18 protein-coding genes and 2 pseudogenes are annotated in these 23,627 nt (G+C 64.8%); 2 read left to right on the forward strand and 18 right to left on the reverse strand.

Annotated elements, in window-relative coordinates:
• Positions 1–121 precede the first annotated feature (121 nt).
• From glgX to GV818_RS34915, 17 genes and pseudogenes are all read right to left on the reverse strand, one after another.
• Positions 122–2,284 (reverse strand): glycogen debranching protein GlgX, encoded by a 2,163-nt coding sequence (glgX, locus tag GV818_RS04490; RefSeq protein WP_161775888.1) that lies wholly within the window; start codon positions 2,282–2,284, stop codon positions 122–124.
• Positions 2,285–2,397: 113 nt separating this feature from the next.
• The gene (locus GV818_RS04495) at positions 2,398–2,685 is read right to left on the reverse strand and encodes a DUF2934 domain-containing protein (RefSeq protein ID WP_161775889.1); all 288 of its coding nucleotides are present in this window, start codon (positions 2,683–2,685) and stop codon (positions 2,398–2,400) included.
• Between the two features lie 21 nt (positions 2,686–2,706).
• Complete coding sequence (locus tag GV818_RS04500) at positions 2,707–5,493, reverse strand: malto-oligosyltrehalose synthase (RefSeq protein ID WP_161775890.1); 2,787 nt, start codon at positions 5,491–5,493, stop codon at positions 2,707–2,709.
• Positions 5,490–7,571 (reverse strand): 4-alpha-glucanotransferase, encoded by a 2,082-nt coding sequence (gene malQ, locus GV818_RS04505; RefSeq protein ID WP_161755015.1) that lies wholly within the window; start codon positions 7,569–7,571, stop codon positions 5,490–5,492. Before malQ ends, GV818_RS04500 begins: the two co-directional genes overlap by 4 nt.
• Positions 7,568–9,364 (reverse strand): malto-oligosyltrehalose trehalohydrolase, encoded by a 1,797-nt coding sequence (gene treZ, locus GV818_RS04510; RefSeq protein WP_161775891.1) that lies wholly within the window; start codon positions 9,362–9,364, stop codon positions 7,568–7,570. The genes malQ and treZ overlap by 4 nt, the downstream gene beginning before the upstream one ends.
• Positions 9,365–9,377: 13 nt before the next feature.
• Positions 9,378–10,946: a glycogen synthase GlgA gene (gene glgA / locus GV818_RS04515; protein ID WP_161775892.1), complete on the reverse strand. Its 1,569-nt coding sequence runs from the start codon at positions 10,944–10,946 to the stop codon at positions 9,378–9,380.
• 495 nt (positions 10,947–11,441) lie between these two features.
• Positions 11,442–12,395 (reverse strand): D-2-hydroxyacid dehydrogenase family protein, encoded by a 954-nt coding sequence (locus GV818_RS04520; protein WP_161775893.1) that lies wholly within the window; start codon positions 12,393–12,395, stop codon positions 11,442–11,444.
• 15 nt (positions 12,396–12,410) lie between these two features.
• A pseudogene (locus GV818_RS04525) lies at positions 12,411–12,724 on the reverse strand (alpha/beta fold hydrolase); the annotation flags it as partial.
• A 17-nt stretch (positions 12,725–12,741) separates the two neighbouring features.
• Positions 12,742–13,179: a YqaA family protein gene (locus tag GV818_RS04530; protein ID WP_161775894.1), complete on the reverse strand. Its 438-nt coding sequence runs from the start codon at positions 13,177–13,179 to the stop codon at positions 12,742–12,744.
• Positions 13,176–13,625 (reverse strand): DUF411 domain-containing protein, encoded by a 450-nt coding sequence (locus GV818_RS04535; protein ID WP_161775895.1) that lies wholly within the window; start codon positions 13,623–13,625, stop codon positions 13,176–13,178. Before GV818_RS04535 ends, GV818_RS04530 begins: the two co-directional genes overlap by 4 nt.
• A 157-nt stretch (positions 13,626–13,782) precedes the next feature.
• Positions 13,783–14,721, reverse strand: a complete 939-nt coding sequence (copD, locus tag GV818_RS04540) for a copper homeostasis membrane protein CopD (RefSeq protein ID WP_161775896.1) — start codon at positions 14,719–14,721, stop codon at positions 13,783–13,785.
• Between the two features lie 3 nt (positions 14,722–14,724).
• Positions 14,725–15,102: a copper homeostasis periplasmic binding protein CopC gene (gene copC / locus GV818_RS04545; protein ID WP_161775897.1), complete on the reverse strand. Its 378-nt coding sequence runs from the start codon at positions 15,100–15,102 to the stop codon at positions 14,725–14,727.
• 71 nt (positions 15,103–15,173) lie between these two features.
• On the reverse strand, positions 15,174–16,118 hold the full coding sequence (locus GV818_RS04550) for a copper resistance protein B (protein WP_372242047.1): 945 nt from the start codon (positions 16,116–16,118) through the stop codon (positions 15,174–15,176).
• The gene (locus GV818_RS04555) at positions 16,108–17,889 is read right to left on the reverse strand and encodes a copper resistance system multicopper oxidase (RefSeq protein WP_161775898.1); all 1,782 of its coding nucleotides are present in this window, start codon (positions 17,887–17,889) and stop codon (positions 16,108–16,110) included. Before GV818_RS04555 ends, GV818_RS04550 begins: the two co-directional genes overlap by 11 nt.
• A gap of 85 nt (positions 17,890–17,974) precedes the next feature.
• Positions 17,975–18,430: an SRPBCC family protein gene (locus tag GV818_RS04560; RefSeq protein WP_161775899.1), complete on the reverse strand. Its 456-nt coding sequence runs from the start codon at positions 18,428–18,430 to the stop codon at positions 17,975–17,977.
• A gap of 79 nt (positions 18,431–18,509) precedes the next feature.
• Positions 18,510–19,355 carry a methyl-accepting chemotaxis protein gene (locus GV818_RS34910; RefSeq protein WP_372242050.1) on the reverse strand — a complete coding sequence of 282 codons (846 nt, stop codon included), beginning with the start codon at positions 19,353–19,355 and terminating at the stop codon, positions 18,510–18,512.
• A gap of 15 nt (positions 19,356–19,370) precedes the next feature.
• Positions 19,371–20,504, reverse strand: a pseudogene (locus GV818_RS34915) (cache domain-containing protein); the annotation flags it as partial.
• Between the two features lie 465 nt (positions 20,505–20,969).
• On the opposite strand from GV818_RS34915, the gene GV818_RS04570 reads away from it, so the two are divergent.
• Complete coding sequence (locus GV818_RS04570; RefSeq protein ID WP_161754992.1) at positions 20,970–21,503, forward strand: hypothetical protein; 534 nt, start codon at positions 20,970–20,972, stop codon at positions 21,501–21,503.
• 55 nt (positions 21,504–21,558) lie between these two features.
• On the opposite strand, the gene GV818_RS04575 is transcribed toward GV818_RS04570, so the two are convergent.
• On the reverse strand, positions 21,559–22,554 hold the full coding sequence (locus GV818_RS04575) for an aldo/keto reductase (RefSeq protein ID WP_161775901.1): 996 nt from the start codon (positions 22,552–22,554) through the stop codon (positions 21,559–21,561).
• A gap of 120 nt (positions 22,555–22,674) precedes the next feature.
• Here GV818_RS04575 and GV818_RS04580 point away from each other — a divergent pair, with 120 nt between their 5' ends.
• The gene (locus GV818_RS04580; protein ID WP_161775902.1) at positions 22,675–23,589 is read left to right on the forward strand and encodes a LysR family transcriptional regulator; all 915 of its coding nucleotides are present in this window, start codon (positions 22,675–22,677) and stop codon (positions 23,587–23,589) included.
• Positions 23,590–23,627: the final 38 nt, after the last annotated feature.

Below are 23,627 nucleotides of genomic sequence, written 5' to 3' on the forward strand. Positions count from 1 at the left end.
ATGAATCTCCGCGAATTGCCGCGGCCTTCCCGGGGGCTATCGGTTGCCGGGGCAGGCTTGCCGCGACGGCAGCGGCCGGAACGCTGCAAGGCTTGCGGGCCGATTCGTCGGCACGCCGCACTTACTCTTGTTCCTCATGCTGGAGTTCGAAGAACAGCAAGGAGCGACCGGTGACCGAGTATTCGTGGCCGAAGGCGAAGCGTTCCTGGCCGCGCACCGCCGGCTGGTTGGTGTCGATCATGCAGGTCCAGAACTCCCCGGCGGGGACCTGGGGCAAGCGGAAATTGACCACGTCGTGGTGGGCGTTGACCACCAGCAGCACGGTGGCGTCGGCCCCGGGGCGGCGGATCCCGGTTTCCTGGGCGCGGCCGTCCAGCAGCATGCCCAGGCAGCGGCCATGGGCGTCCTGCCAGTGCTCGGTGGTCATCTCGCTGCCGTCGGGGGCCAGCCAGGTCACGTCCTTGACCCCGATGTCCTCGTTGTAATTACCCACCAGGAAGCGCCCACGGCGCAGGATCGGGTAGTTCAGGCGCAGCTTGATCAGGCGCTTGACGAACTTCAGCAGCGACTTGCCGTCGGCGTCCAGGTCCCAGTTGACCCAGCCGATCTCGCTGTCCTGGCAGTAGGCATTGTTGTTGCCGTGCTGGGTGCGGGCGAATTCATCACCGGCCACCACCATCGGCGTGCCCTGGGCCAGCAGCAGGGTGGCGAAGCAGTTGCGCATCTGGCGCAGGCGCAGGGCGTTGATCTCGGGATCGTCGGTGGGCCCCTCGACGCCGTGGTTCCAGGACAGGTTGTTGTTGCTGCCGTCCTGGTTGTTCTCGTCGTTGGCCTCGTTGTGCTTGTCGTTGTAGGACACCAGGTCGTGCAGGGTGAAGCCGTCGTGGGCGGTGACGAAGTTGAGCGAGGCATAGGGGCGCCGGCCGCGCTGGTCGAACATCTCGCCGGAGGCGGTCATGCGCCCGGCAAAGTCCGCCAGTTGACCATCGTCGCCTTTCCAGAAGGCCCGTACGGTGTCGCGAAAGCGGTCGTTCCACTCCACCCAGCCCGGCGGGAAGTTGCCTACCTGATAGCCACCGGGGCCACAGTCCCAGGGTTCGGCGATCATTTTCACCTGGCGCAGCACCGGGTCCTGGCGGCAGGCCACGAGGAAGCTGTGGCGTTCGTCGAAACCGTTGTGGTAGCGGCCGAGGATGGTCGCCAGGTCGAAGCGGAAGCCGTCCACGTGCATTTCCGTGGCCCAGTAGCGCAACGAGTCGGTGACCATCTGCAGCACGCAGGGGTGGCTCAGGTCGAGGGTGTTGCCGGTGCCGGAATCGTTGATATAGAAACGCTTGTCGTCGGGCATCAGGCGATAGTAGGAAGCGTTGTCGATGCCGCGCATGGACAGGGTCGGGCCTTGCTCGTTGCCTTCGGCGGTGTGGTTGTAGACCACGTCCAGCAGCACTTCCAGCCCGGCTTCGTGCAGGTGCGCGACCATTTCCTTGAATTCGGCAATCTTGCCGCTGGCCAGGTAGCGCGGGTCCGGGGCGAAGAAGGCGATGCTGTTGTAGCCCCAGTAGTTGGTCATGCCCTTGTGCAGCAGGTGCTGGTCGTTGACGAAGGCGTGGACCGGCAGCAGTTCCACCGATGACACCCCAAGCTTGCGGATGTGCTCCAGCACGTCGTCGACCATCAGCCCGGCGAAGGTGCCCCGCAGGTTTTCCGGGACCGCGGGGTGGCGCATGGTGAAGCCGCGCACGTGGGTCTCGTAGATGATGGTCTTGTCCCACGGCACGCTGACCCGCTGGTCGTTGCCCCAGGTGTGGGCCGGGTCGATGACCTTGCACTTGGGCACGAAGGGCGCGCTGTCGCGCTCATCGAAACTGAGGTCGGCGTCGGGGTGGCCAATGGTGTAGCCGAACAGCGCCTCGGACCATCGCAGCTGGCCCACCAGCTGCTTGGCATAGGGATCGATCAGCAATTTGTTGGGATTGAAGCGGTGGCCGTTGGCGGGGTCATAGGGACCATGCACCCGGTAGCCGTAGATCAGCCCGGGATGGGCGTCGGGCAGGTAGCCGTGGAAGATCTCGTCGGTGTATTCCGGCAGTTCGATGCGCTCCAGTTCGACCTCCCCGGTGTCGTCGAAGATACACAGTTCGACCTTGGCGGCGTTGGCCGAGAACAGCGCGAAGTTGACCCCCAGACCGTCCCAGGTGGCGCCCAGGGGGAAGGGCAGGCCTTCACGAATGCGCGAAGGTTCACTCCCGGGGGGAGGCGCCGGGATCTGCTTGGATCTGCTCATGGTTGCTCCTGCAAATAAGGTCGGGGTTCGAGCCCGGGGTTTCTCCGGGCGAGCGAAACCTTTGTGGTGCTGGGGCGCGCCACAGGTTCATCGCAATGAGGCCAGGAGTGTCGTCAGTTGGCTGGCGGTTTGCGCGGCGCTCGGGGTTTCTTGGTGGCGGGCTTTTCACCCGGAGGCACCACCACGGCAGCGGCCGACTTGGCCTTGGGCTTGACTGCGCTCTTGCTCGCCGGCTTGGCAGCGGTGGATTTGGCCTTGGATGGCGAGTTTGGGGCCAGGGCCTCGGCTTCGGCGAGCTTGCGGGCCATTTCCCAATGGCGGGCCTCGTGGCCCTGCGGCTTACCTTCCGACTCCCAGATCTGATAAGCGAATTCACGAATGCGTTTGTCGTCGGTACTCATCGCAATGCTCCTGGACTGAACTCAATGTTGGATCAAAAGGTTGAGCGGAAAGTCTTGCAGTACGGCACTGATCATCAGCTCTCTGTTGGGTGTGACTAGCGCCGTGGAAAAAAGTCCATTCAGGTTGCGGCCCGAGGCGGCGAACGGTAGTTGCACCCGAGCATCGCCCCAAAGCGGCGCATCGACCCAGGGCAGTGCACTGTCTTTCAGCCAGCCGGCGACCTGGATCGGCACGATCACCACGGCCCGCTGCTGCTGGTATTCACGCATGAATGCCAGGACTCGTTCGGCGCCTTGGCCGATGACCGGCAACGGCTGATAGCGCCCTTGGCGAAACAGCTGTGGATACTGGCTGCGCAGCTCCAGGGTACGGGCGATCAAGCCTTGCTTGATGCGCCCATCCCGCCACTGGGCGAGCCACTCGCCCGGGGCCGGCAAACTTTCCAGTGCCCGCTGCCGGGCGCGGTAGTCCACTGGCCGGCGGTTGTCCGGGTCCACCAGGCTGAAGTCCCAGAAATCGTTGCCCTGATACAGGTCCGGGACACCCGGCACGGTCATGCGCAGCAAGGTTTGCGCCAGACTGTTGAGAGCCCCGGCGGGAGCGATGGCGTTGGCTGCAGCGGCAATCGAACGGCGCAAGGCCAGGCCTTGGGGGGAACGCAGCAGGGCGTTGACAAACCCCTGGACCGCGTTTTCGTACTCCGGGTTCTTGGCCGCCCAACTGCTGTGCAATTTGGCCTCGCGCAGGGCCTTGAGCTGCCATTGGCAGATTCGCTCTGCATAGCGCTCGAGTGCTGACTGATCCTGCGCTCCGAGATCCAGGGGCCAACTGCCCAGCAAGGTCTGATAGAGGATCAATTCATCTCCCGCCGAGGGGGCGTCGGGATGGGCGCGCAACGGCACGGCCAACTCGCGCCAGGTGTCGACTTGCCCGGCGTACCACTCGGCGCGTTCACTGAGCACTGCCAGGCGCGCACGGCTGTCTTCACCGCGCTTGTGGTCATGGGTGGCGCTGGTCAGCAGGTTGTCGGGGAAACTCGCCAGGCGTTGTTCGCAGGCCGCGTGGAAGGCCGACACCGGTGCACTGAACTGCTCGGTATTGAAGCCCACGTCATTACGCGACAACAGCACTGCCGAGCGATAGAAGGCCGTGTCTTCCACGGCCTTGGCCGCCGCCGGCGACGTCAGTTGCTGGAAGCGCACGCAGGCGTGACGCAGCAGTTTGCGCCCGCGACCCGGTGGCTGCCGGCGCCAGCCCTGGCCGCCAAGCCAGCGCTCCAGGTAATCCAGCACCGGCCAATCTGCTTCGCTCAGGCTGGCCCGGGCGCCGCTCATGGCTTGCTCGAAGAACGCTTGGTCTTGTGGCGCACGGCCGCAGGCACTGATGTAGGTGCGGTACACCGGGAAGTGCACGATCAGCGCCTGCAATGTCCGGCGGATGGCGCCCAGGGTCAGGTCGCGGCTCATCAGGTCCAGGCGTGCGACCTGCAGCAGGGCCTGCGCGACGCTTTCAAAATCGCTGGCCAGAGAGCTGTTGAGAATCTGCTGGCGTGCCAGTCGTGCTTCTTCGCCAAACTGCGCCGGGCGCTGGCTGTGTCGACTCCACAGCTCGGCGAGCAATGGCTGGCCCCTGGGCGCCTGTTGCAGCAGCGACACTTGGTTCATGAATTCGTAGCCGGTGCTGCCGTCCACCCCCCAGTCGTGGTGCAGGCGCTCGCCGGTGCCGAGGATCTTCTCGACAAAGATCGGCAGGTGCTGGCCGGGGCGCAGGCGGTCAACCCGGCGTCGCAGTTTGCGGCAGTACCCCCGAGGGTCGGCGAGGCCGTCGATATGGTCGATGCGCAGCCCGTCCACCAGTTGCTGCTCGATCAGCTCGAAGAGCTTTGCGTGAGTGGCTTCGAACACTGCCGGGCGTTCGACCCGCAGGCCTCCCAGTTCGTTGACGTCGAAGAAGCGCCGCCAGTTGATGTCGTCGGCAGCGGTGCGCCAACTGGCCAGGCGGTAGCTCTGCTGTTCCAGCAGTTGATGCAGGCGCGCCAAACCCTCTGGCTGGCGGCAGTCGTAGCGGTGCAAGTGGCTCTCGATCGCCTGGCGTACCGACGGCTGTTCCAGCAACTGTCCCAGGGACTGCAGCAAAGGTTGTGCTTGGGCGTGGGCATCGCCGTTGAAACGCAAAGCGGAAAAACCGTCGGCGAGGGTTTTCAGAGCGGCGCAGTATTCGGCCTGCAAACCGCCCTCAACTTGCAGTAACTGCCCATAGTCGCCGGGACAGACAGGGAAACGGTGCTCGTGGTGCCGGACATGAAAGCCCCGCAGGTCGTCATCCAGCTGCAATATCAGGTGGCCTTCCTGCAGCGCCACGCCGTAGTCGCTGCCCAGGAATGGCAAGAGCAACTGGCCTTCCATCAGCGGGTCGGGGGAATGCCACTGGATATCGAAGAACTCGCCATAAGGGCTCAGGCGACCCCAGCGCAACAGGTCGAGCCACCAGGGGTTATCGCCACCGCCCACCGCCATGTGGTTGGAGACGAAGTCGAGGATCAGCCCCATCTGCTGCTGGCGCAAGGCAGCCACCAGGCGCTTGAGGGCCGCTTCGCCGCCCAGTTGCGGGTTGACCCGGGTCGGGTCAACCACGTCATAACCGTGCATCGAGCCGGCTCGGGCGCAGAGCAGTGGCGAGGCATACAAGTGACTGATGCCCAGGCGGGCGAAATAGGGCACCAGGGGCACCGCGTCGTCGAGGGTGAAGCCTTGATGAAATTGCAGGCGCAGGGTCGCTCGTAGCAACGGCTCGGCCGGCGGGTTCATCGGTCACGCTCAAGGGCTTGTTGGCGGGCACAGGCCAGCAGCTCCAGGCGCCGTGCGGCGTCGCTGTCATCCAGCAGGCGTGTGCTCGAACTGGCCAAGCGCCGACGCCAGTTGGGGTGGGTGTCGAGGGTGCCGGGCAGGTTGGCCTGCTCGTCGATGCCCAGGGCATCTTCCAATGGCAGCAGTACCAGGGGCGCCCGGGTATGGCCGAGAAAACGCACGCTGGCGTCCACCACCTGATCGGCTTCGTGGGCCTGCTCGTGGAAATTCTGCGGGTCCTGGGCCAGGGCCTGGCGCAGGCCCTCGCGTTCGCGCTGGCGATGTTCGCGCCATTGCAGCGCACCGGCTTCATCCACCAGGCCCAGGCGCAGGTTCCAGTCGATGTCGCGGCCGTGCCACCAGCCGTTGAGGGTGGGCAGGTCGTGGGTGCTGGTGGTGGCCAGGGCGTTGTCCGGCCAGTCGAGGATCGGCTTGAAGTGGCAGCCATGGTCCTGTTCGAACAACAGCACGCGCATGCCGAGCATGGCCCGGGCCGCGAGCTTTTCCCGCAGGCCGTCGGGCACCGTGCCCAGGTCCTCGCCGAGCACGATGGCCTGGTGACGGTGGGATTCCAGGGCCAGCAGGCGCAGCAGGTCGTCCACCGGGTAATACAGATAGGCACCATCACTGGGGGGCGCGCCCAGGGGGATCACCCACAGCCGTTGCAGGCCCATCACATGGTCGATGCGCAGGCCACCGGCATGGGCGAAGTTGGCCCGGAGCATTTCGATGAAGGCGCGAAACCCATGGCGCTGCAAACCCTCCGGGGAGAAGGCACAGATGCCCCAGCCCTGGCCCTGGCGATTGAGAATGTCCGGTGGCGCGCCCACGGTCAGGGCCGCCAGCAACTGTTCCTGGCGACTCCAGGCCTGGCTGCCGCCACCGTCGGCGCCCACCGCCAGGTCGGCAATCAGGCCGATGCCCATGCCGCTGCTGCGCGCGGCACTTTGCGCCCGTTGCAGGCTGCGGGCGATCAGCCACTGGCAGAAGGCATGGAAACTGATTTCATCGGCATGCTCCTCGGCGAACTGCACCAGCGCCGGGCTGGCGGGATTGCGCCAGTGCTCCGGCCAGTGGCGCCAGTCGAGGTCTTCGCCACGGGTCGCACGCTGGGCCTGGATGGCCTCGAAGCGGCAATGGTTCTCCAAGGCTTCGCCAGCGGCCTGGCGGTAGCTGGCGAAGTCCTGATGCAGCGGGTGCGCCCCGTGGCAGAAGCCTTGATACAGGGCCCGCAGCGCCTGTTGCTTGGCCTGGGCCGCCTGGGGCCAGTCGATCAACGGGTGCTGTTCCAGTGCCTGCAGCTGTTCAGCGACGCCGCAGGCTTCGATCGCTGCGCGCCAGGCCCGTTCGCCGAGGATCGTTCCGGGGGCGGCATACAAACTGTTGAGAAACAGACGGCTGGAGGGTGAGTAGGGGCTATAGCGCTGGGGGGCGCTGGCGAACATGGCGTGCAGCGGGCTGATGGCCAGCGCGTTGGCCCCGCGTTCGGCCGCTTGCCGGGCCAGTTCCTCCAGGGCCTGGGTGTCGCCGAAGCCGCCATCGCCGGGGCGGCGCAGGGAATACAGCTGCACGCTGAGGCCCCAGGCCCGCGGCGTCGCCTGGTCCACCGCTTGAGCCACGCTGTAGCAGCGCTCCGGGGCCACCGCGAGGATGAAGTGTTCGTCCTCGATGCTCGCGCTGTGGTAACCCACGGGGATCTGACCGGGCAGCACACTCTGCCCATCCAGTTGCAACGACAGTTGCTGGCCGTCTTCCAGTTGCAGTTCACAGAGGGCCTGGGGCGGAAAATAGCGGGCCAGGTCCAGGCCTTGGCCGACATCCGCGGTGAGCAGCGGCGGCAGGTGCCGGCTCTGTTGGGCCTGGTGCAATTGCCGCAGGCTGTTTTCGATTTCCACAGGGTTCTCGGCTGGGTGCCCCAGGCCTGCCAGCACCGCGCGCAACACCCGCGGTTCGACCCGTTGCGCACGGCCGTTGGCATCCACCCAGTCCACTGCCAGACCGGCGCGGCTGGCGAGTATTTCCAGTTGCGCATCGTTCATAGGCGTTCTCCATCAGGGGCGCTCGGGGAGGTCTGGTCATCCAGTTGCACCAGCACACTGAAGGCCGGCAGGTAACCCTGGCTCCAGTGCTCGAGGGTGTGCGCTGGGTACTCGAACCACAGTCGCGAGGCTTGCAGGGGCGGCAGCTCGACCCGGTGCGGGCTGAGGTTGAGGTCGATGCGCAACAGGCTGCCGTCCCCCAGACGCCAGCGCGCACTCAAGGCGCCTTCCGCCAGTACCTCGGTCTCCAGGGCACGGGCGCCGACCAGGCGCGGGATCAGCTCGCGGTGGCGGATACGCAGCAAGCTGCGGTACAGCTCGCGAGTCGCGCAGGCTTGTTGCAATTGTGCTTGCGGGCGTGAGGCATTGAAGGTTGAGAGCGCATTGGGGTCGGGAATGCGCTGGCGCTGCTGCGCGTCGGCAAAGGCGCTGAAGGCGGCGAATTCATTGCGCCGCCCCTCGCGCACCGCTGCCGCCAGTTCGCCCTGGTGGCTGGTAAAGAACAGGAACGGCTCCTGGGCCGCCATCTCGTCGCCCATGAACAACAGCGGGATCATCGGCGACAACAGCAACAGTACGGTGGCGGCATGCAGGGCCTGGGTTGGCGCCAGTTGGTTGAGGCGCTCACCGAATGCGCGGTTGCCGATCTGGTCGTGGTTCTGCAGGAACAGTACGAAGGCGCTTGGGGGCAGATGGCCGCTGGGTTCGCCGCGAGCCTCGCCATGGCGATTGGCATGCCCCTGAAAGGCGAAGCCCTGGCTCAGGCAGCGGGCCAGTTGCGCGGTAGGCTGCTCAGCGAAATCGGCGTAGTAGGCGTCGGTTTCCCCGGTCAGTAGCACGTGCAGGGCGTTGTGCCCGTCATCGTTCCACTGCGCGTCAAAACCTTGCTGCAGGAGGCTGGCCTGGTTGAGTTCGTTTTCCAGGTTGAGCCATACATGGCGCGAGGCCGGCACTGCCCGGCGTACCCGTTGGGCCAGTTCGACCAGGAAGTCCGGATCGTCGATGGCGTGCACCGCGTCCAGGCGCAGGCCGTCGAAGCGGTACTCCAGCAGCCACATCAGGGCGTTTTCAATAAAGAACTCGCGCACCGGCCGGCGGCGAAAGTCGATGGCCGCGCCCCAGGGGGTGTGCAGGTCCGTGCGGAAGAACTCCCTGGCGTATTGCTGCAGGTAGTTGCCGTCGGGACCGAAGTGGTTGTAGACCACGTCAAGGATCATCGCCAGCCCCAGGCCGTGAGCGGCATCGATCAAGGCCTTGAGGTCGTCGGGGGAACCGTAGGAGGCTTCCGGGGCGAAGGGCAGGACGCCGTCGTAACCCCAGTTGCGCTCGCCGGGAAACTCCGCCAGGGGCATCAGTTCGATGGCGCTCACCCCCAGCTCCACCAGGGCCGGCAAGGCTTGCCGTACCGCCAGGTAGCCACCCATCACGCCCACGTGCAGTTCGTAGATCACCGCTTCATGCCAGGGGCGGCCGCACCACTGGGGGTGCTGCCAGCAATAGCTGTGGGGGTCGACCACCAGGCTCGGGCCATGCACGTCGCCGTCCTGGGCCCGGGAGGCCGGGTCCGGCACCTGGATCTGGCCGTCGATAGTGAAGCGGTAGCGGCTGCCGGCCGGGCAGCGCGCCTGGACCATGAACCAGCCCTCGGGCTGGGGGTGCATCGGCAGTGACTGGCCGCCCCCCAGTTCGACGCTGACCGCCTGCGCATCCGGCGCCCACAGGGCGAAGCGGGTGCGCTCGGCATCCAGCATCAGCGCACCGTGGCTCGAGGTTTCCAAAGTGCTTAACGGCATCTGTCCAGGCCCCTTACTGTCTGGCCGCTTGCCCCAGGGCCTTGGCCACCAGTTGTTCGTAGAGTTCGGCGTAGGGCTCCACTGCCTTGCACCAGTTGAACGGCGCCGCCATGGCCCGGCAGCGCATGGCGTTGAGCAGCGCCGGGTAGGCGAACACCTTGAACGCCCGGGTCAGGGCTTGCTGGTAGCTGGCGACCGTGGATTCGTCGAAGAGAAAACCGGTGACGCCGTTCTCGATGGTGTCTGCCAGGCCGCCGGTATTGCGTGCTACTGGCAGCGAGCCAAAGCGCTGGGCGTACATCTGGCTCAGGCCGCAGGGCTCGTAGCGCGACGGCATGAGCAAGAAGTCGCTGCCGGCGAACATGCGCCGGGCGTCGGTTTCATTGAAGCCGATGTGTACCCCGATGCGCCCGGGGAAGCGCCTCGCCAGGGCGCGCATGGATTGTTCCTCTTCCGGTTCGCCGCGGCCGATGATGGCGATCTGGCCAGCGGATTCGACGATGAACTCGGCCACCGCTTCGGTCAGGTCCAGGCCTTTCTGATAGACCAGCCGCGAGACCACGGCAAACAGTGGGCCGTTGCTGGCATCGAGGCCGAACATTTGCCGCACATGGGCGGCGTTGGCGGCCTTGCCGTCCCAGTCGCCGATGCTGAAGCGGCACACCAGGTGCGGATCGGTGGTGGCGTCCCAGCTCTCGTCGATGCCGTTGGGGATACCGCTGAGCAGGCCCTGCTGGGTCTTGCTGGCGAGAAAGCCGTCCAGCCCACAACCAAAGGCCGGGGTGGTGATTTCCTGGGCGTAGGTGGCGCTGACCGTGGTGATGTGGCTGGCGTAGGCCATGCCGGCCTTGAGGAACGACAGCTTGCCGTAGAACTCCATGCCTTCCTGCTGCAGGGCATGTTCGGGAATCCCCAGTTCCGGGCACGAGGCCAGGCTGACCACGCCCTGATAAGCCAGGTTATGGATGGTGAACAGGGTCGGAGTGCGCTGCCCACGCCAGTGCATATAGGCCGGAGCCAGGCCCGCGGGCCAGTCATGGGCGTGCACCAGATCGGGGCACCAGTGGATCTGTGCCAGGTTGGCGGCAATATCTGCGGCGGCCAGCCCCAGACGGGCGAAGCGGATGTGGTTGTCCGGCCAGTCGCGACCGTTGTTGGCGCCGTAGGGGGTGCCTTCGCGCTCGTAGAGTTCCGGGCAGATCAGCACATAGATCACCAGGCCGTCGGGCATGTCCATGCGGCCGATCTGGCACGCTGGCAGCGCCGCGTGGCCGCTCAGCTCACCAATGATGTGGATCGGGTTTTCACTGTGCAGCACCTGGGGGTAGCCGGGGATCAGTACCCGTACATCATGCAGGTGGGCCATGGCCCGGGGCAGGGCGGCGGAGACATCGCCGAGGCCGCCGGTCTTCACCAGGTCGGCGATTTCCGAAGTGACGAACAGCACCCGCTTGCGGTTCGGGTTCTGCCGCGCCAGCGGCAGTAGCGTCTTGCCCCCAGGCACCGCAACCGAGTGGGCGGGCCGTTCACCGGCAGGCTGTTGAGGATGCTCTCCCTGAGTGTCCAATACGGCGCTGATCATATGTCTCTCCCGTCTTATTGATCTGTTCTGGTGTCTCAAGCGTTGCCGGCGGCCATTCCTGTGGTCGCGCGCAAACGTGCCACGCATCGATCAGCCTGAGCTGCTCGAGCGCTGAAGCAGAAAGGATGGAGGAGCCTTTGCAAGGAATGCACCAGTGGCAGTGCCCCTACCTTTAACCTGACCTTGGGCCGAAGCGAAAAGTTTCGACTTTTTCAATGACAATGTGACTGCCCGGTCACAGTGCGAAATTCAGTCTAGGACAGAACCTAGAGCGGTGCCGGGCAGTGCAGGCTTTTAGCGGGGAGTGGGGGCAGTCGGGTGGATACATCCCGACGAAAGGTCGACCATGCACCGTCCCGGCGCGCGGCCGTTATGACCCCGGTGCAAAAACGCCGAGCACGTGCGAGGGGCTGGTGCAGCCCTTGCCGGCCTTGCCCAAACAATGGGCAGTGCCGACACCGGGCTACAGCACTTCGTTGCGTGACTGGGGCGCTGTCAGTTGAGCCGGCGGATCGGCTGGCCCGCCTGCCAGGCCTGCAGGTCCTCGATCATCTGGGCGAAAAACTGCTGGTAGTTCTGCCGGCTCACATAGCCGATATGCGGGGTGGCCAGGACATTGGGCAAGTGCCGCAACGGATGCTCTGGCGGCAACGGTTCCTGGGCGAACACATCCAGGGCCGCACCTGCCAGCCGACCCTGTTGCAGGGCCGCGATCAATGCCGCTTCATCAACGATCGGGCCGCGGGCGGTGTTCACCAGCAGCGCTTGGGGCTTCATCCAGCTCAAGGCCTGGGCATCCACCAGGCCGCGACTGCGCTCGCTGAGCACCAGGTGCACGCTGAGCACGTCGGCCTGCTCGAACAGTTCGCGCTTGCCGACATAGGTCACCCCGGCCACGGCTGCGCGTTCGGCGGTGAGGTTTTCGCTCCAGGCAATCACCCGCATGCCGAACACCTGGCCGAACTGTGCCACCCGCTGGCCGATGCTGCCCAGGCCGAGAATGCCCAGGGTCTTGCCGTGCAGGTCGCCCCCCAGGCCCTGTTGCCAATGGCCGGCGCGCAGGGCGTTGGCCTCATTGAGCAGGTTGCGGGTCAGGGCCATCAGCAACGCCCAGGTCAGCTCCGGCGCCGCATGCTTGTAGCTGTCGGTGCCGCACACCTGGATGCCCAGGGCCGTGGCTGCCTGCAGGTCGAGGGCGGCGTTGCGCATGCCGCCGGTCAGGAGCAATTTGAGCTGCGTCAGCTCCCGCAGCAGGGCGGCATCGAAGACGCTGCGCTCGCGCATCACGCAGATCACCTGGAAGGGTTGCAAGCGTTGGATCAGCGTCTCCCGGTCGGTCGGGTAGTCATGCAGGAAACTGACCGTGCCGATGCTCTGCAGCACCGACCAGTCCACCACCTCGCGGGCCACGTCCTGCCAATCATCGATTACCGCAATCTGCAGCGTCATGTTCAGGCTCCTGGGTCAGGGTTGCTTCAACCAGCCCGGCAGGGCCTGGTGAACGTGTTCGGGTTGCGCCATCTGCGGTGCGTGAGCCCGCCCCGGGAACTCGATCAGGGTCGAGTGGGCGTACCTGTTTACCCAGCTCCTGGTAGTGACCGATACGCGCCTTGACCGCGGGCGGGGCGATGTCAGCACCGATGACGGTGCTGTCGGCTGTACCGATCAGCAGCAGGCTTGGCATCTGCAGGCCCTGGAACTCGTCGTGCACCGACTGGCTGGAGATAGATGTTGTAGATCAGTGCCGAGTTCCATGCCACCAGGTGCTTGCCGGTGCCCGCCCGGCAGCAGGATGTCAGCCGATCCAGCCCAGGGTCAGCCACACCAGCACGGCGTAGCGCGCGCCCTTGGCCAGGGTGACGATCAGCAGGAAGCGCTTGAGCGGTTCGCCCATGACCCCAGCTACCAGGGTCAGAGGGTCGCCGATGACCGGCATCCAGCTCAGCAGCAATGACCAGTGGCCAAACCGCTGGTAATGCCCACGGGCCCGTTCCAGGTGGCGGGGGCTGACCGGGAACCAGCGGCGTTCCTTGTAGTGCTCCAGGCGCCGCCCCAGCCACCAGTTGACCAGGGACCCCAGGACATTGCCCAGGGTTGCCACCAGCCACACCCCCAGTACGGCCAACTGGCCATTGAGCAGCAGCCCTACCAGGAGCGCTTCCGATTGCAGGGGCAGCAGGGTGGCGGCGGCAAAGGCCGCCAGGAACAGCCCCAGATAGGCGCTTGCGATCAACGCGCCGGGTAGTCCGCAACCAGTACGTCCTGGCCTTCACGGGTCAGGCGGATGATCTGGAAGGCCTCGGCGCCCATGCCGTCGACTTCCATGCCGGGGGAGCCCATGGGCATGCCCGGGGCCGCGATGCCCAGCAGATCGTTGCGCTTGCGCAGGGCCAGCACTTGTTCGGCAGGCACGTGGCCTTCGACAAACTTGCCGTCGATGACCGCGGTGTGACAGGAGCCCAGGCGCGGTGCCACGCCCAGTCGTTGCTTGACTGCGCTCATGTTGCTTTCCACGTGGTCGGTCACGGCAAAGCCGTTGTCCTTGAGGTGTTCGATCCACTTTTTGCAGCAGCCGCAGTTGGCGTCGCGGTGCACGTCGATGGGGATCAGCTCGGCGGCCTGGGCCAGGGATCCGAGCAACAGGACAGAGAGGGCTGCCAGGCGTAGCGGGTTTTTCATGAGGGTTCTCGTTATCAGACAGAAGAGGCGTGGACACAGCCAGGGATGATGCGGCGATCAGCGGGGCTGTGGAGACCAGGGGTGGTGCATTTTGCGGCTTTTTCCCGGTCTTGCTTCGGGTGTTTGTTTCAAGGTTATACAAGGAGGCGCCAGAGCTTCACTCTGTCCGGCCGGGCAATTCCGGGCTCAGGGTGCCGAGCCAGGCCACCAGGCCGAACACCAGCAGGGCCAGCAGCAGCTCCAGCTGCAGGCTACGGCGCAACACGCCCATCGCGGCATCCGGGTCGCCGTCCGCCAATGCCTGTTGCAGGCGCGGGCTCAGGTACTGCCGATTCAGCGCTGCACACAGCAACATTGCGCCAAACAACGTCACCTTCAAGCTCAGCAACTGGCCGTACAGGCTGTAGCGCAGGACTTCCAGGGAGGCACCGACGATCAGCAGGAAATTGATCACGCCACCCAGGCTCAAGCTGAGTACCAGCACCGCGCCGAGGCGTTCGAAGCTGTTCAGGCTGCGGGCCAGCTGCAGTACCTGCGGTCGCTCGGCGCCGCGACTGCGGCGCAGTTGCAGGACAAACGCCAGCAGTGCCCCGAGCCAGGCTCCGGCAGCCAGCAGGTGCAGGATGTCATTGCCCAGGTGCAGGTAGCGCCGAGGTCCCTGATCCATGGCGCCGTGACCGGTCCAGGCCAGTGTCGACACGGCCAGTGTGGCCGCGAGCGTGATGCACCAGAGGCTGGCCGAAGGGCGCCGTTGATAGCCTGTGGCGACGCAGCCAGCCAGCGTCAGGGCGACGATGCGCAGCGTCCAGGCCACCCCGGTATCGGTGTCCAGCACCAGGGCTTGCAACTGCGCCAGTGGTAACTGATGCAGTTGTTCGACGCCGCTCATGACTTTGCCCGTTTGCAGCAGCCAGGCCAGGGACAGCAGGCCGCCAAGCCAGGAGGCCGCCAGCAGTAGATCGCGAAACGGCAGCACCCGGCGGTCCTGCCGCTCTTCTTCGTTGAGGCTGTAGAGGCCAAACAGGGCAACGCCAAACAGCACCAGCAGGTCGAGGTACAACGCCAGGCGCAGGCCCAGGTTCAAGAAGTCGTCCATGGCTCACTTGACGCTGAAGGAGAGGGTGCCGGTGATCGGGTGGGTATCGCTGGAAACCGCCCGCCATTCGACACTGTAGCGGCCCGGACTCAACGCCGCGGCAGGGCTGATGAGCATGCTTTGCGGGTTGCTGCCGGGCTGGACCGCAGCCTTCACCAGCAATGGCGCATGGCTCATCCCGGGCATCCCGGTCTGCAGTAGCCGGGCGCCGGAAAACTGCGTGGTCAGGGCCTCCGAGAAGCGCAGTTCGAGGGCCTCGGGGGCTGCCACGACGGCGCCTTCGGCGGGCACCGAAGACAACAGTTTTGGGTGCGCCTGGGTGGTTGTGGCCACGCTTATGGCGAGGATGATGCCGAGGCCGGATGTTTTGAGGAATGACATGCAAGGCTCCTCACGGCGTGAACCGTGAATGGGTTGAGGGAATGGGTAAGCGCTGGTGGCAGATGACGGGTTCAGAACCACATGCGTACGCCAAGCACCAGCTGTGCTCGACTTTTGCCGGAGCCTTCTTCACGGGCGTATTCGGCGGTCTCGCCGTAGTTGCGGTTCCAGGTCACACCAATATAGGGCGCAAATTCGCGGCGGATTTCGTAGCGCAGCCGCAGGCCGAGTTCGCTCTGGGCCAGCCCGGCCCCCACTTCTCGCTGCGGATCGTTACGGCTATAGATGTTGACCTCGGCGCTGGGCTGCAGAATCAGGCGCTGGGTCAGCAGCACGTCGTAGTCGCCCTTGAGCCGCAGGGCCGCCTGGCCGCCTTCACCCAGGTAGGCGGTGACCTGGCTTTCAAAGTTGTACAGGGCCATCCCCTGCAGGCCCAGGGCGGCCCAGGTCTGAGGGGCGCCGGGTTTGAAATCCTGGCGCACACCGCTGACCAGGTCCCACCAGGGGCTGACGGCGTGACCCCAGAGGGCTTGCAATTCGGCGCTCTCGGTGACGCCGCGGGTGCGCTCGCCTTCGCTGCGCAGCCAGAGCCGGTCGCGATCGCCGCCGATCCAGCCGTTGACCTCCCAGCCCAGGCTGGAGCCCTGATCGGCGTCCTGCCATTCCAACTGGTCCACCAGGAACAACCCGTTCAGCGATTGGCCATGCAGGACGTGGCCGGCGGCACTTTGATAGACCGCTGCGCGATCGGCGTCGGTCAGCGGCGCAATCGGCGTGCGACTGTGCAAAGGGGCGGCGACCTGCATGCCCGGCATCTGCGAATGGTCCATGCCCGCCATGTCGTGGTCCGGCATGCCTGGTGGCGTGGGCTGCTGCTCAGGCATGGCGCGGTGATCCATGCCCGGCATGGACTGGCCATGCACCGGCAGTGCCGGCCAGGTCAGCAGGGCCACGCCCAGGCCGAGGCCGATCAGGCCACCCGCCAGCGGCCGCAGTACGCGAGTATCAGCCGACATGGTGCACCTCCTGTTCTTCGACCCGGACTTCCCGAAACATCCCGGTCTCCATGTGGTACAGCAGGTGACAGTGGTAGGCCCAGCGGCCCAGGGCATCGGCCGTGACCCGGTAGCTACGGCGGGTGCCCGGCGGCATGTCGATGGTGTGTTTGCGCACCTGGAAGCGGCCGTGCTCGTCCTCCAGGTCGCTCCACATGCCGTGCAGGTGAATGGGGTGGGTCATCATGCTGTCGTTCACCAGTTCAACCCGCACCCGCTCGCCGTATTTCAGGCGCAGCGGCTCGGCATCGGCAAAGGCAATGCCGTCGAAGGACCAGGCGAACTTCTCCATGTGCCCGGTCAGGTGCAGGCGCAGGGTGCGGCTCGGCTCGCGGCCGTCCGGGTCGACGAAAGTGCTTTTCAAGTCGGCGTAGGTCAGTACCCGGCGGCCGTTGTCGCGCAGGCCGATGCCGGGATCGTCGAGCCGGGGCTGGGGGTTCATGGCCTGCATGTCCACCAGTGGGTTGGCGGTTTCCGACGCCGGGTGCGGGACCTGGCTGCTCATGGCGCTGTGGTCCATGCCCGGCATGGCCATTGCGGCCGAGTCCATGCCGGGCATCGCCGAGTGATCCATGGCCCCTGGTGGCGAACCTGGCATCGCGCTCATGCCCATGTCGTCCATGGTCAGTAACGGCCGTGGGTCCAGCGCTGGCACGGGTGCCTTGAGGCCGGCCTGGCTGGTCAGGGTGCCCAGGGCATAACCGCTGCGGTCCATGGCCTGGGCGAACAGGCTATGGGCCCCGGCCCCGGGTTCCACCAGTACGTCGAAGGTTTCCGCCACGGCGATTCGCAGTTCATCCACCAGCACCGGTTCGACATGCTGCCCGTCAGCGGCCACCACAGTCATCTGCAACCCCGGAATACGCAGGTCGAAGTAGGTCATTGCCGAGGCGTTGATCAGCCGCAGGCGCAGGCGCTCGCCGGGACGGAACAGCCCGCTCCAGTGGGCGTCCGGTGCCTGGCCGTTAAGCAAGTAGGTGTAGGTGGCGCCGCTGACGTCGGCCAGGTCGGTGGGGGTCATGTTCATCTGCGCCCACATCTTGCGTTCGGCCAGGGTGGCGGCCCAGCCGTCGCGGCTGACGTCTTCGATGAAGTCGCCCAGGGTGCGCTTGTGCCGGTTGTAGTAGTCGGACTGCTTCTTCAGGGTGCGCAGGATCTGTCCTGGCGCTTCATCGCTCCAGTCCGACAGCAGCACTACGTAGTCGCGGTCGTAGCTGAAGGGTTCCGGTTCCCGGGCATCGATCACCAGCGCCCCGTAGACCCCCAGCTGCTCCTGCAGCCCGGAATGGCTGTGGTACCAGTAGGTGCCGTGCTGCCGGACCGGGAACGAATAACGGTACAGGCCGCCGGGTTCGATGCCGTCGAAGCTCAGGCCGGGCACGCCGTCCATGTTGGCCGGCAGAATAATCCCGTGCCAGTGGATCGAGGTCGGCTGATCCAGGCGGTTGCGCACCCGCAGGGTCACCCGGTCGCCCTCGCGCCAGCGCAGCAGCGGTCCGGGCAGGCTGCCGTTGACGGTCATGGCCTGGCGCGGGTGGCCGCTGAAGTTCACCGGCATCTGCGCGATGGACAGGTCGAAGTCGGTGCCGGCCGCGACCTGGGGTTGGCCCGGACTGCTGATGGCCCAGACCGGGTTGCGCCACAGGCCGAAGCCGGCGAGTACGCCGCCGGCGGCGATGGCCTTGACGAAGGTGCGTCGAGAGGGGCTGTGTCTTGAAGAGGTGGGCGGCATCGAAGGCTTCCAGTCGGTCAGCAGATTCGAGAGGACTCTAATCAGCGCTGGCTGTCAGGAAACTGAGGTGGGCATTACAGATTTGTCAGTCGGCCAGTTGCTCCAGCCGCTGCTTGAGATTGCCCAGGGCCTGGGTCGAGACCTGCTCCATGCGCGCCCGCAGGCCGCCCAGTTGCAGGTCGGTGGAATATTCCAGGGTGCGCCGGAACAAGGTGCCGTTGCCCTGTTTGCTCAATTGGTAGTGAATCGAGCCATCCAGGGCGGTTGAGCTGAAGACACTCTTGAATTCCTTGGGGAAAATCGCGATCAGCACCCGGTAGTTCATTGGGATCTGGACCCCCAGCAGGTCCATCACTTCGCTGAAACGCTGGCCGGCGGGCATGGAACCGCCGAGGGCGGTCTGGGTACTCAGGGAGGAGGGATGCCACTCGCGCCAACGGTCCGGCTGGGTCACGTAGTAATAGACGGTGTCGATGCTGGCCTGGATGTACAGCTCATGGCGGATCTGCTCTTGCAGCAGATGTGACTGGCGCTGACCCATGATGCACCTCACCTCCTTGTGACCGGAGCCTCCAATATAGTCCCGCCGCCTGGGGTCGCCAGCGGCGGGGGATGACCGTTCAGCGGACTTTGAAACGGCCCATCAGGTGGCTGACTTGAGCATTGGCCTGCAACAGGCTCTGGGTATTGCTTTCTCCGGCCCGGGCGCTGTCCACCAGTTCCTCGACCATGTGTCGGATGCTTACCATGCTGCGGTTGATTTCCTCGGTGACCGCACTCTGCTGCTCGGCGGCGGTGGCGATCTGGGTGCTGAGGTTGTTGATCTGGCTGACCGAGTCGGCCATCTCGTCCAGGCCGCTGTTGACCCGAGCGGTAGCGTCCGCCGCAGACTGGCAGCTGGCCTGGGTGTTTTCCATGGCGCTGACCGAAGAACCCACGCCCTGGGTCAGGCGGCCGAGCATTTCATTGATCTGCGAGGTGCTGTCCTGGGTTCGCGCGGCCAAGGCGCGGACTTCATCGGCGACCACGGCAAAGCCGCGTCCCTGTTCCCCGGCCCGGGCCGCTTCGATGGCGGCGTTCAGCGCCAGCAGGTTGGTCTGCCCGGCGATGGCGCCGATCACCCCGAGGATCTCGGTAATGCGCTGGGTGTCGGCCTGCATGGCTTCAACCTTGTGGGTGGCGTCAGCCACCTCGTCGATCAGGGCGACGACACTGCTGGAGGCTTCACCCACCACCACCCGCGAGCGTTCGGCATGCTGGTTGGCGCGCCGTGTGAAGTCTGCGGTCTGCGCGGCATTGGCGGCGACGCTGTCGGCGGTGCTGCTCATTTCGGTGATGGCGGTCACTGCCTGCTCGGTTTCCGAGGCATGGCGCAGGAGGATCTGTTGGCTGTGGGACGAGCTCTGCTGCAACTGGAGCAGGCTGCCGGCCATGGCTGCGTTGGCTTGGGTAACTTCGCCGATCATGTTCTGCAGGTACTGGATAAAACGGTTGATCGAGTGGCCGATGGCCCCCAACTCATCTTCGGCACGGATCACGATGCGCCGGGTCAAGTCGGCGTCACCGGTGGCCAGGGCGTCGATGTTGCCCTTGAGGATCGTCATTCGCTGCACCAGTTGGCGAATCGCATAGACCTGCAGCAGCACCAGCAGGATCACCATGGGGATCTGCAACAGGCTCAGGGTGCTCAGCACATCGTCGCGCTGGGCGGTGATCAACTGGGTCGGCAGGGCGCTGGCGAGGAACCAGGGCGTCCCTTCGATGGCGCGGATGAAAAAGGTGCTGGGCACGCCGGCGTTATCGAACTCGATGCGCTGGGCGCCATTTCCAGGGTGCGCAAGGGCCGCCTGGACCTGGGCGGCGAAGGGCGAGCCTGTGCTCAGTTCGCGAATGTTCTTGAGGACGATCTGGCCGTTGATCCGCGAACTGTTGCTGATGATCTTGCCGTCGGCCTCGACGATCAGCATCTCGGCGCTCAGAGCCTGTTCCTGACGGGCCACCAGATCGTTGAAGAAACCCAAGGTCACGTCAATCGTGGACACGCCCCAGGGCTGGCCGTCGCGGCGGATGGCCATGGCGCAGTTGGTGCGCGGTTCGGCACTGGCGTCGTCCTTGTAGGCCGCGGCCCAGGCGCACTGGCCGGAGGCAGTCTGCATGCCGCCCAGGTACCAGGGCTGCTCGTAGTAGTTGGGCGCCGGATCGCTGTTCCAGAAGGTATTGACCACCAGCTTGCCGGAGGCGTCGCGGTGCCAGAAGGTGCTGTGCTTGTTGCGCCCCGGGGTGCGCTGGCCGGGCAGGGGCCAGATCCCGCCGCCGAAGACTTTCTGTTCGCCGTACTGGTCCACCAGGCCCGGCAGGACCTTGTCGATGCTGTCGCTGTCGAGCAGGGGGATGGTCTGGGTGATGCTGCGCTGCTGGGCCTGGACCTTGTTCAACTCGCCCTGGATGCGTTGCGCCACTTCGGCGATGCGGTTGAGGGCCACCTGTTCTTCGGTATGGCGCAGCTTGGGCGCCACCAACTGACTGATGCCAACCACCGTGAGCACCAGCATCAGCGCAATGAACAGCACCAGGAACAGCGTGTAGCGGGCTTGAATCGTGCGCAAAGCGGGCATGGGACCTGTCCTTACCGAGCGTTTTTATTATTCGCGGAGGGTGAGCCTTTGCAGGGCATCGACAGGATGTCGGCGGTTTTTTTTAGCTCTTTAGTACGATCGTCCAAAAAACTGCACGTGGGCTTAAAAACCTGAGGCTGGGTTGTGCCGGAGAATTCGATGCATGGCTCGGGCGCTGCGATTTTCGGCGTTGTCCGAGACTGAAAAGATGACGATTGGATGTCGCTGAAAAGACCCGCCGCCCTTTAAATCAAGCCTTTGCAGAGAATGTGTCGAGATTGTACAAAAATTGTAAATTGCGGAAATAAATCGTTGTTGGGGCCTGCTTCGGCGTTGATACTTGCGCCCATTCAGATGTTTCTACACGGCTTTCACCCTGATTCAGATGCCTGGTCAGACCTTTCAAGGTCGTCGTTCGGCCAATCTGTCAGGGGGATCGAAAGGCCGGACTACAGGAGTTTCAGCATGGCAATCGGATACGTCGGCGGCTGGACCAGCAAGGCGGGTCTGTTGGTACAAGAGAACGGTGGCAGTTCGTCCAAGCCGATCTCGCAGAGCGCGAAGGTACGGCAGGTGCTGGGCCAGGTGGGGCAGAACCCGACCGTGCTCGACATCCGCAAGATGGACCAGCTGAAGATGCACAAGCAGATCAAGGGGTTTGATCCGACCCAGGTCACCACCAAGTCCCTGGGTGGCATGAGCACCTTTCTCAAGAACAATGGCATGATCACCGACGTCACGGCTCTGACGTTGATCAATGCCGGCGATCAGTTTGACCGCTTCGGTATCCCGAAGAACCCGGAACAGCCGTTCAATGCCCTCGAATACTTCGCCATGAAGATCGATGACCTTCAGCAGCAGAACCTCAAGGGCAACAAGTACGCCAACTACCTGCTCCCCGAGTACAAGAAGGCCATCTATGTGCTTCAGGGCCTGCAGAACTACGGCAAGGGCAACGGCACCACGGTGACCGACAAGAACGTCTCCACCAAAGCCTGATTCGGCAACGGCGCGCTCGATTGCCGAGCGCGCCAGCTCCCCCCCCCCCCGCGCCTTAACGATCCAGCAGCGCCATCACCTCCTCCGGGTAGCGGCCTCCGGCGGTGTTCTGTGGGCTGAAGATCTGCTCCAGTGACGCCAGATCTCCGGCGCTCAAGCGAATCTCCAGCGCCGCCACGTTCTCCTCCAGATAGCGCCGTTGCTTGGTTCCGGGAATTGGAATCAGGTAATCACCCTGGGCCAGCACCCAGGCCAGGGCCAATTGCCCGGCGCTGACTTGCTTGTCCGCGGCCAATTGCTGCACCTGCGCCACCAGGCGCAAATTGCGCTGGAAGTTCTCACCCTGGAAGCGCGGGCTGAAACGCCGGTAGTCGTCAGCCGCGAAGTCGTCCGGGCTTTTCAGTGCTCCGGTCAGAAACCCTCTGCCTAGCGGGCTGTAAGGTACGAAGGCAACCCCCAGGCGCTGACAGGCGGCGAGGCAGCCGTTGTCTTCCTGATCCCGGCTCCACAGCGAATACTCACTCTGCAGGGCGCTGATGGGGTGGACCTGGTGCGCCCGCTCCAGAGTTGCCGCCGAGGCTTCACTAAGGCCCAGGTAACGCACCTTGCCGGCCTTGACCAGTTCCGCCATGGCGCCGACGGTTTCTTCGATGGCCACGTGCGGATCGACCCGGTGCAGGTAATACAGGTCCAGGGTCTCCACTCCCAGTCGGCGCAGGCTGCCGTCGATGGAGGCGCGCACGTATTCCGGACGGCCGTTGACGCCGCGGGCCGCCGCGTCGCCCGGATCGCGGACGATCCCGAACTTGCTGGCCAGGAACACCTGCTGGCGTTTACCGCGAATGGCCTGGCCGATCAGTTCTTCGTTGCTGTGGGGGCCGTACATGTCGGCGCTGTCCAGTAGATTGACCCCCAGCTCCAGGGCGCGGTGCAGGGTGGCGATGGCTTCCCTGGAGTCGCTGCCGGTGGTGTAGAAATCGCTCATGCCCATGCAGCCCAGGCCAATGGCGGAAACCTGTGGGCCGTTATGGCCCAGTTGTCGAGTGTGCATCGATGAAGACTCCAATCAGGGAGGAAGAGCATTCATTGTGCTACTCGACAAAAAGCCGATAAACCGGCTAAAAGAGCTATCACTATTATGATTTTCTAAACAATTGCGAGCCTCTGATCCATGGACCGTTTCAACGCCATGCGTGTTTTTACCCGGATCGTCGAGCTTGGCGGTTTTGCCCGAGCGGCCGACAGCCTGCAGTTGCCCCGGGCCTCGGTGACCATTCTGATCAAGCAGCTGGAAGCCCACCTCGGGGTGCAGTTGCTGCACCGCACCACCCGCCAGGTCAGCCCGACCCTGGATGGCAGCGCCTATTACCAGCGCTGTGTGCGCTTGCTGGCAGACCTGGAGGAGACCGAAGCAGCATTCTCGGCGGCCCGGCACAACCCGCGGGGCCTCTTGCGCATCGACATGCCGGTGGGGATCGGCCGGTTGATCGTGATGCCAGCGTTGCCGGAGTTTTCTGCGCGCTATCCGCTGATCGAGCTGGAGATCGGCCTCAATGATCGTCCTGTGGACTTGATCCGTGAAGGCGTCGATTGCGTGTTGCGCGGTGGTCTGGCCCTGGATGACAGCTTGGTCGCGCGGCCGCTGGCACAGTTGCAGCAGGTGACGTGTGCCAGTCCCGAGTACCTGCGTCAGCGGGGTATTCCGCAGTCCCCGGAGGACCTGGAGGGGCATCAGGTGGTGGAGTACTTTTCCAGCGTCAGCGGCAAGCGTTATGGCCTGGAGTTTTTCTTCGGCGAGCAACTGCGCCAGGTCGAGTTGCCCAAGCAGGTGGCGGTCAACAGCGCCGATGCTTACCTGGCGGCCGCCGAGGCTGGCTACGGCTTGGTGCAGACGCCGTATTACAACGTCGCCCGGCAGTTGCGCAACGCTACCTTGCAGGAAGTGCTGGCGGGCTTTGCGCCACCGGCGATGCCCTTGACTGCGCTCTATCCGCCGCAACGCCATCTGTCCACCCGGGTGCGGGTGTTGGTCGACTGGCTGGTGGAGTTGTTCGCCCGTTCTGGCGCGCACATTTCCCGGACCTGAGTGCCTGCCTGGCCCATAGCAAAACGCCCGCAAGATGC

This window comes from Pseudomonas sp. Fl4BN1 (genome assembly GCF_009908285.1).
Classification (GTDB): domain Bacteria; phylum Pseudomonadota; class Gammaproteobacteria; order Pseudomonadales; family Pseudomonadaceae; genus Aquipseudomonas.

What these genes read in the sequence shown, in the direction of transcription:
- GV818_RS04520 (WP_161775893.1), bottom strand. Translation starts at nt 12,395, where the DNA reads ATGACGCTGCAGATTGCGGTAATCGATGATTGGCAGGACGTGGCCCGC.
- GV818_RS04550 (WP_372242047.1), bottom strand. Translation starts at nt 16,118, where the DNA reads ATGTCGGCTGATACTCGCGTACTGCGGCCGCTGGCGGGTGGCCTGATC.
- GV818_RS04495 (WP_161775889.1), bottom strand. Translation starts at nt 2,685, where the DNA reads ATGAGTACCGACGACAAACGCATTCGTGAATTCGCTTATCAGATCTGG.
- GV818_RS04570 (WP_161754992.1), top strand. Translation starts at nt 20,970, where the DNA reads ATGGCAATCGGATACGTCGGCGGCTGGACCAGCAAGGCGGGTCTGTTG.
- malQ (WP_161755015.1), bottom strand. Translation starts at nt 7,571, where the DNA reads ATGAACGATGCGCAACTGGAAATACTCGCCAGCCGCGCCGGTCTGGCA.
- copD (WP_161775896.1), bottom strand. Translation starts at nt 14,721, where the DNA reads ATGGACGACTTCTTGAACCTGGGCCTGCGCCTGGCGTTGTACCTCGAC.
- GV818_RS04555 (WP_161775898.1), bottom strand. Translation starts at nt 17,889, where the DNA reads ATGCCGCCCACCTCTTCAAGACACAGCCCCTCTCGACGCACCTTCGTC.
- GV818_RS04560 (WP_161775899.1), bottom strand. Translation starts at nt 18,430, where the DNA reads ATGGGTCAGCGCCAGTCACATCTGCTGCAAGAGCAGATCCGCCATGAG.
- GV818_RS04535 (WP_161775895.1), bottom strand. Translation starts at nt 13,625, where the DNA reads ATGAAAAACCCGCTACGCCTGGCAGCCCTCTCTGTCCTGTTGCTCGGA.
- GV818_RS04500 (WP_161775890.1), bottom strand. Translation starts at nt 5,493, where the DNA reads ATGAACCCGCCGGCCGAGCCGTTGCTACGAGCGACCCTGCGCCTGCAA.
- GV818_RS34910 (WP_372242050.1), bottom strand. Translation starts at nt 19,355, where the DNA reads ATGATCGGCGAAGTTACCCAAGCCAACGCAGCCATGGCCGGCAGCCTG.
- treZ (WP_161775891.1), bottom strand. Translation starts at nt 9,364, where the DNA reads ATGCCGTTAAGCACTTTGGAAACCTCGAGCCACGGTGCGCTGATGCTG.
- GV818_RS04580 (WP_161775902.1), top strand. Translation starts at nt 22,675, where the DNA reads ATGGACCGTTTCAACGCCATGCGTGTTTTTACCCGGATCGTCGAGCTT.
- glgX (WP_161775888.1), bottom strand. Translation starts at nt 2,284, where the DNA reads ATGAGCAGATCCAAGCAGATCCCGGCGCCTCCCCCCGGGAGTGAACCT.
- copC (WP_161775897.1), bottom strand. Translation starts at nt 15,102, where the DNA reads ATGTCATTCCTCAAAACATCCGGCCTCGGCATCATCCTCGCCATAAGC.
- glgA (WP_161775892.1), bottom strand. Translation starts at nt 10,946, where the DNA reads ATGATCAGCGCCGTATTGGACACTCAGGGAGAGCATCCTCAACAGCCT.
- GV818_RS04575 (WP_161775901.1), bottom strand. Translation starts at nt 22,554, where the DNA reads ATGCACACTCGACAACTGGGCCATAACGGCCCACAGGTTTCCGCCATT.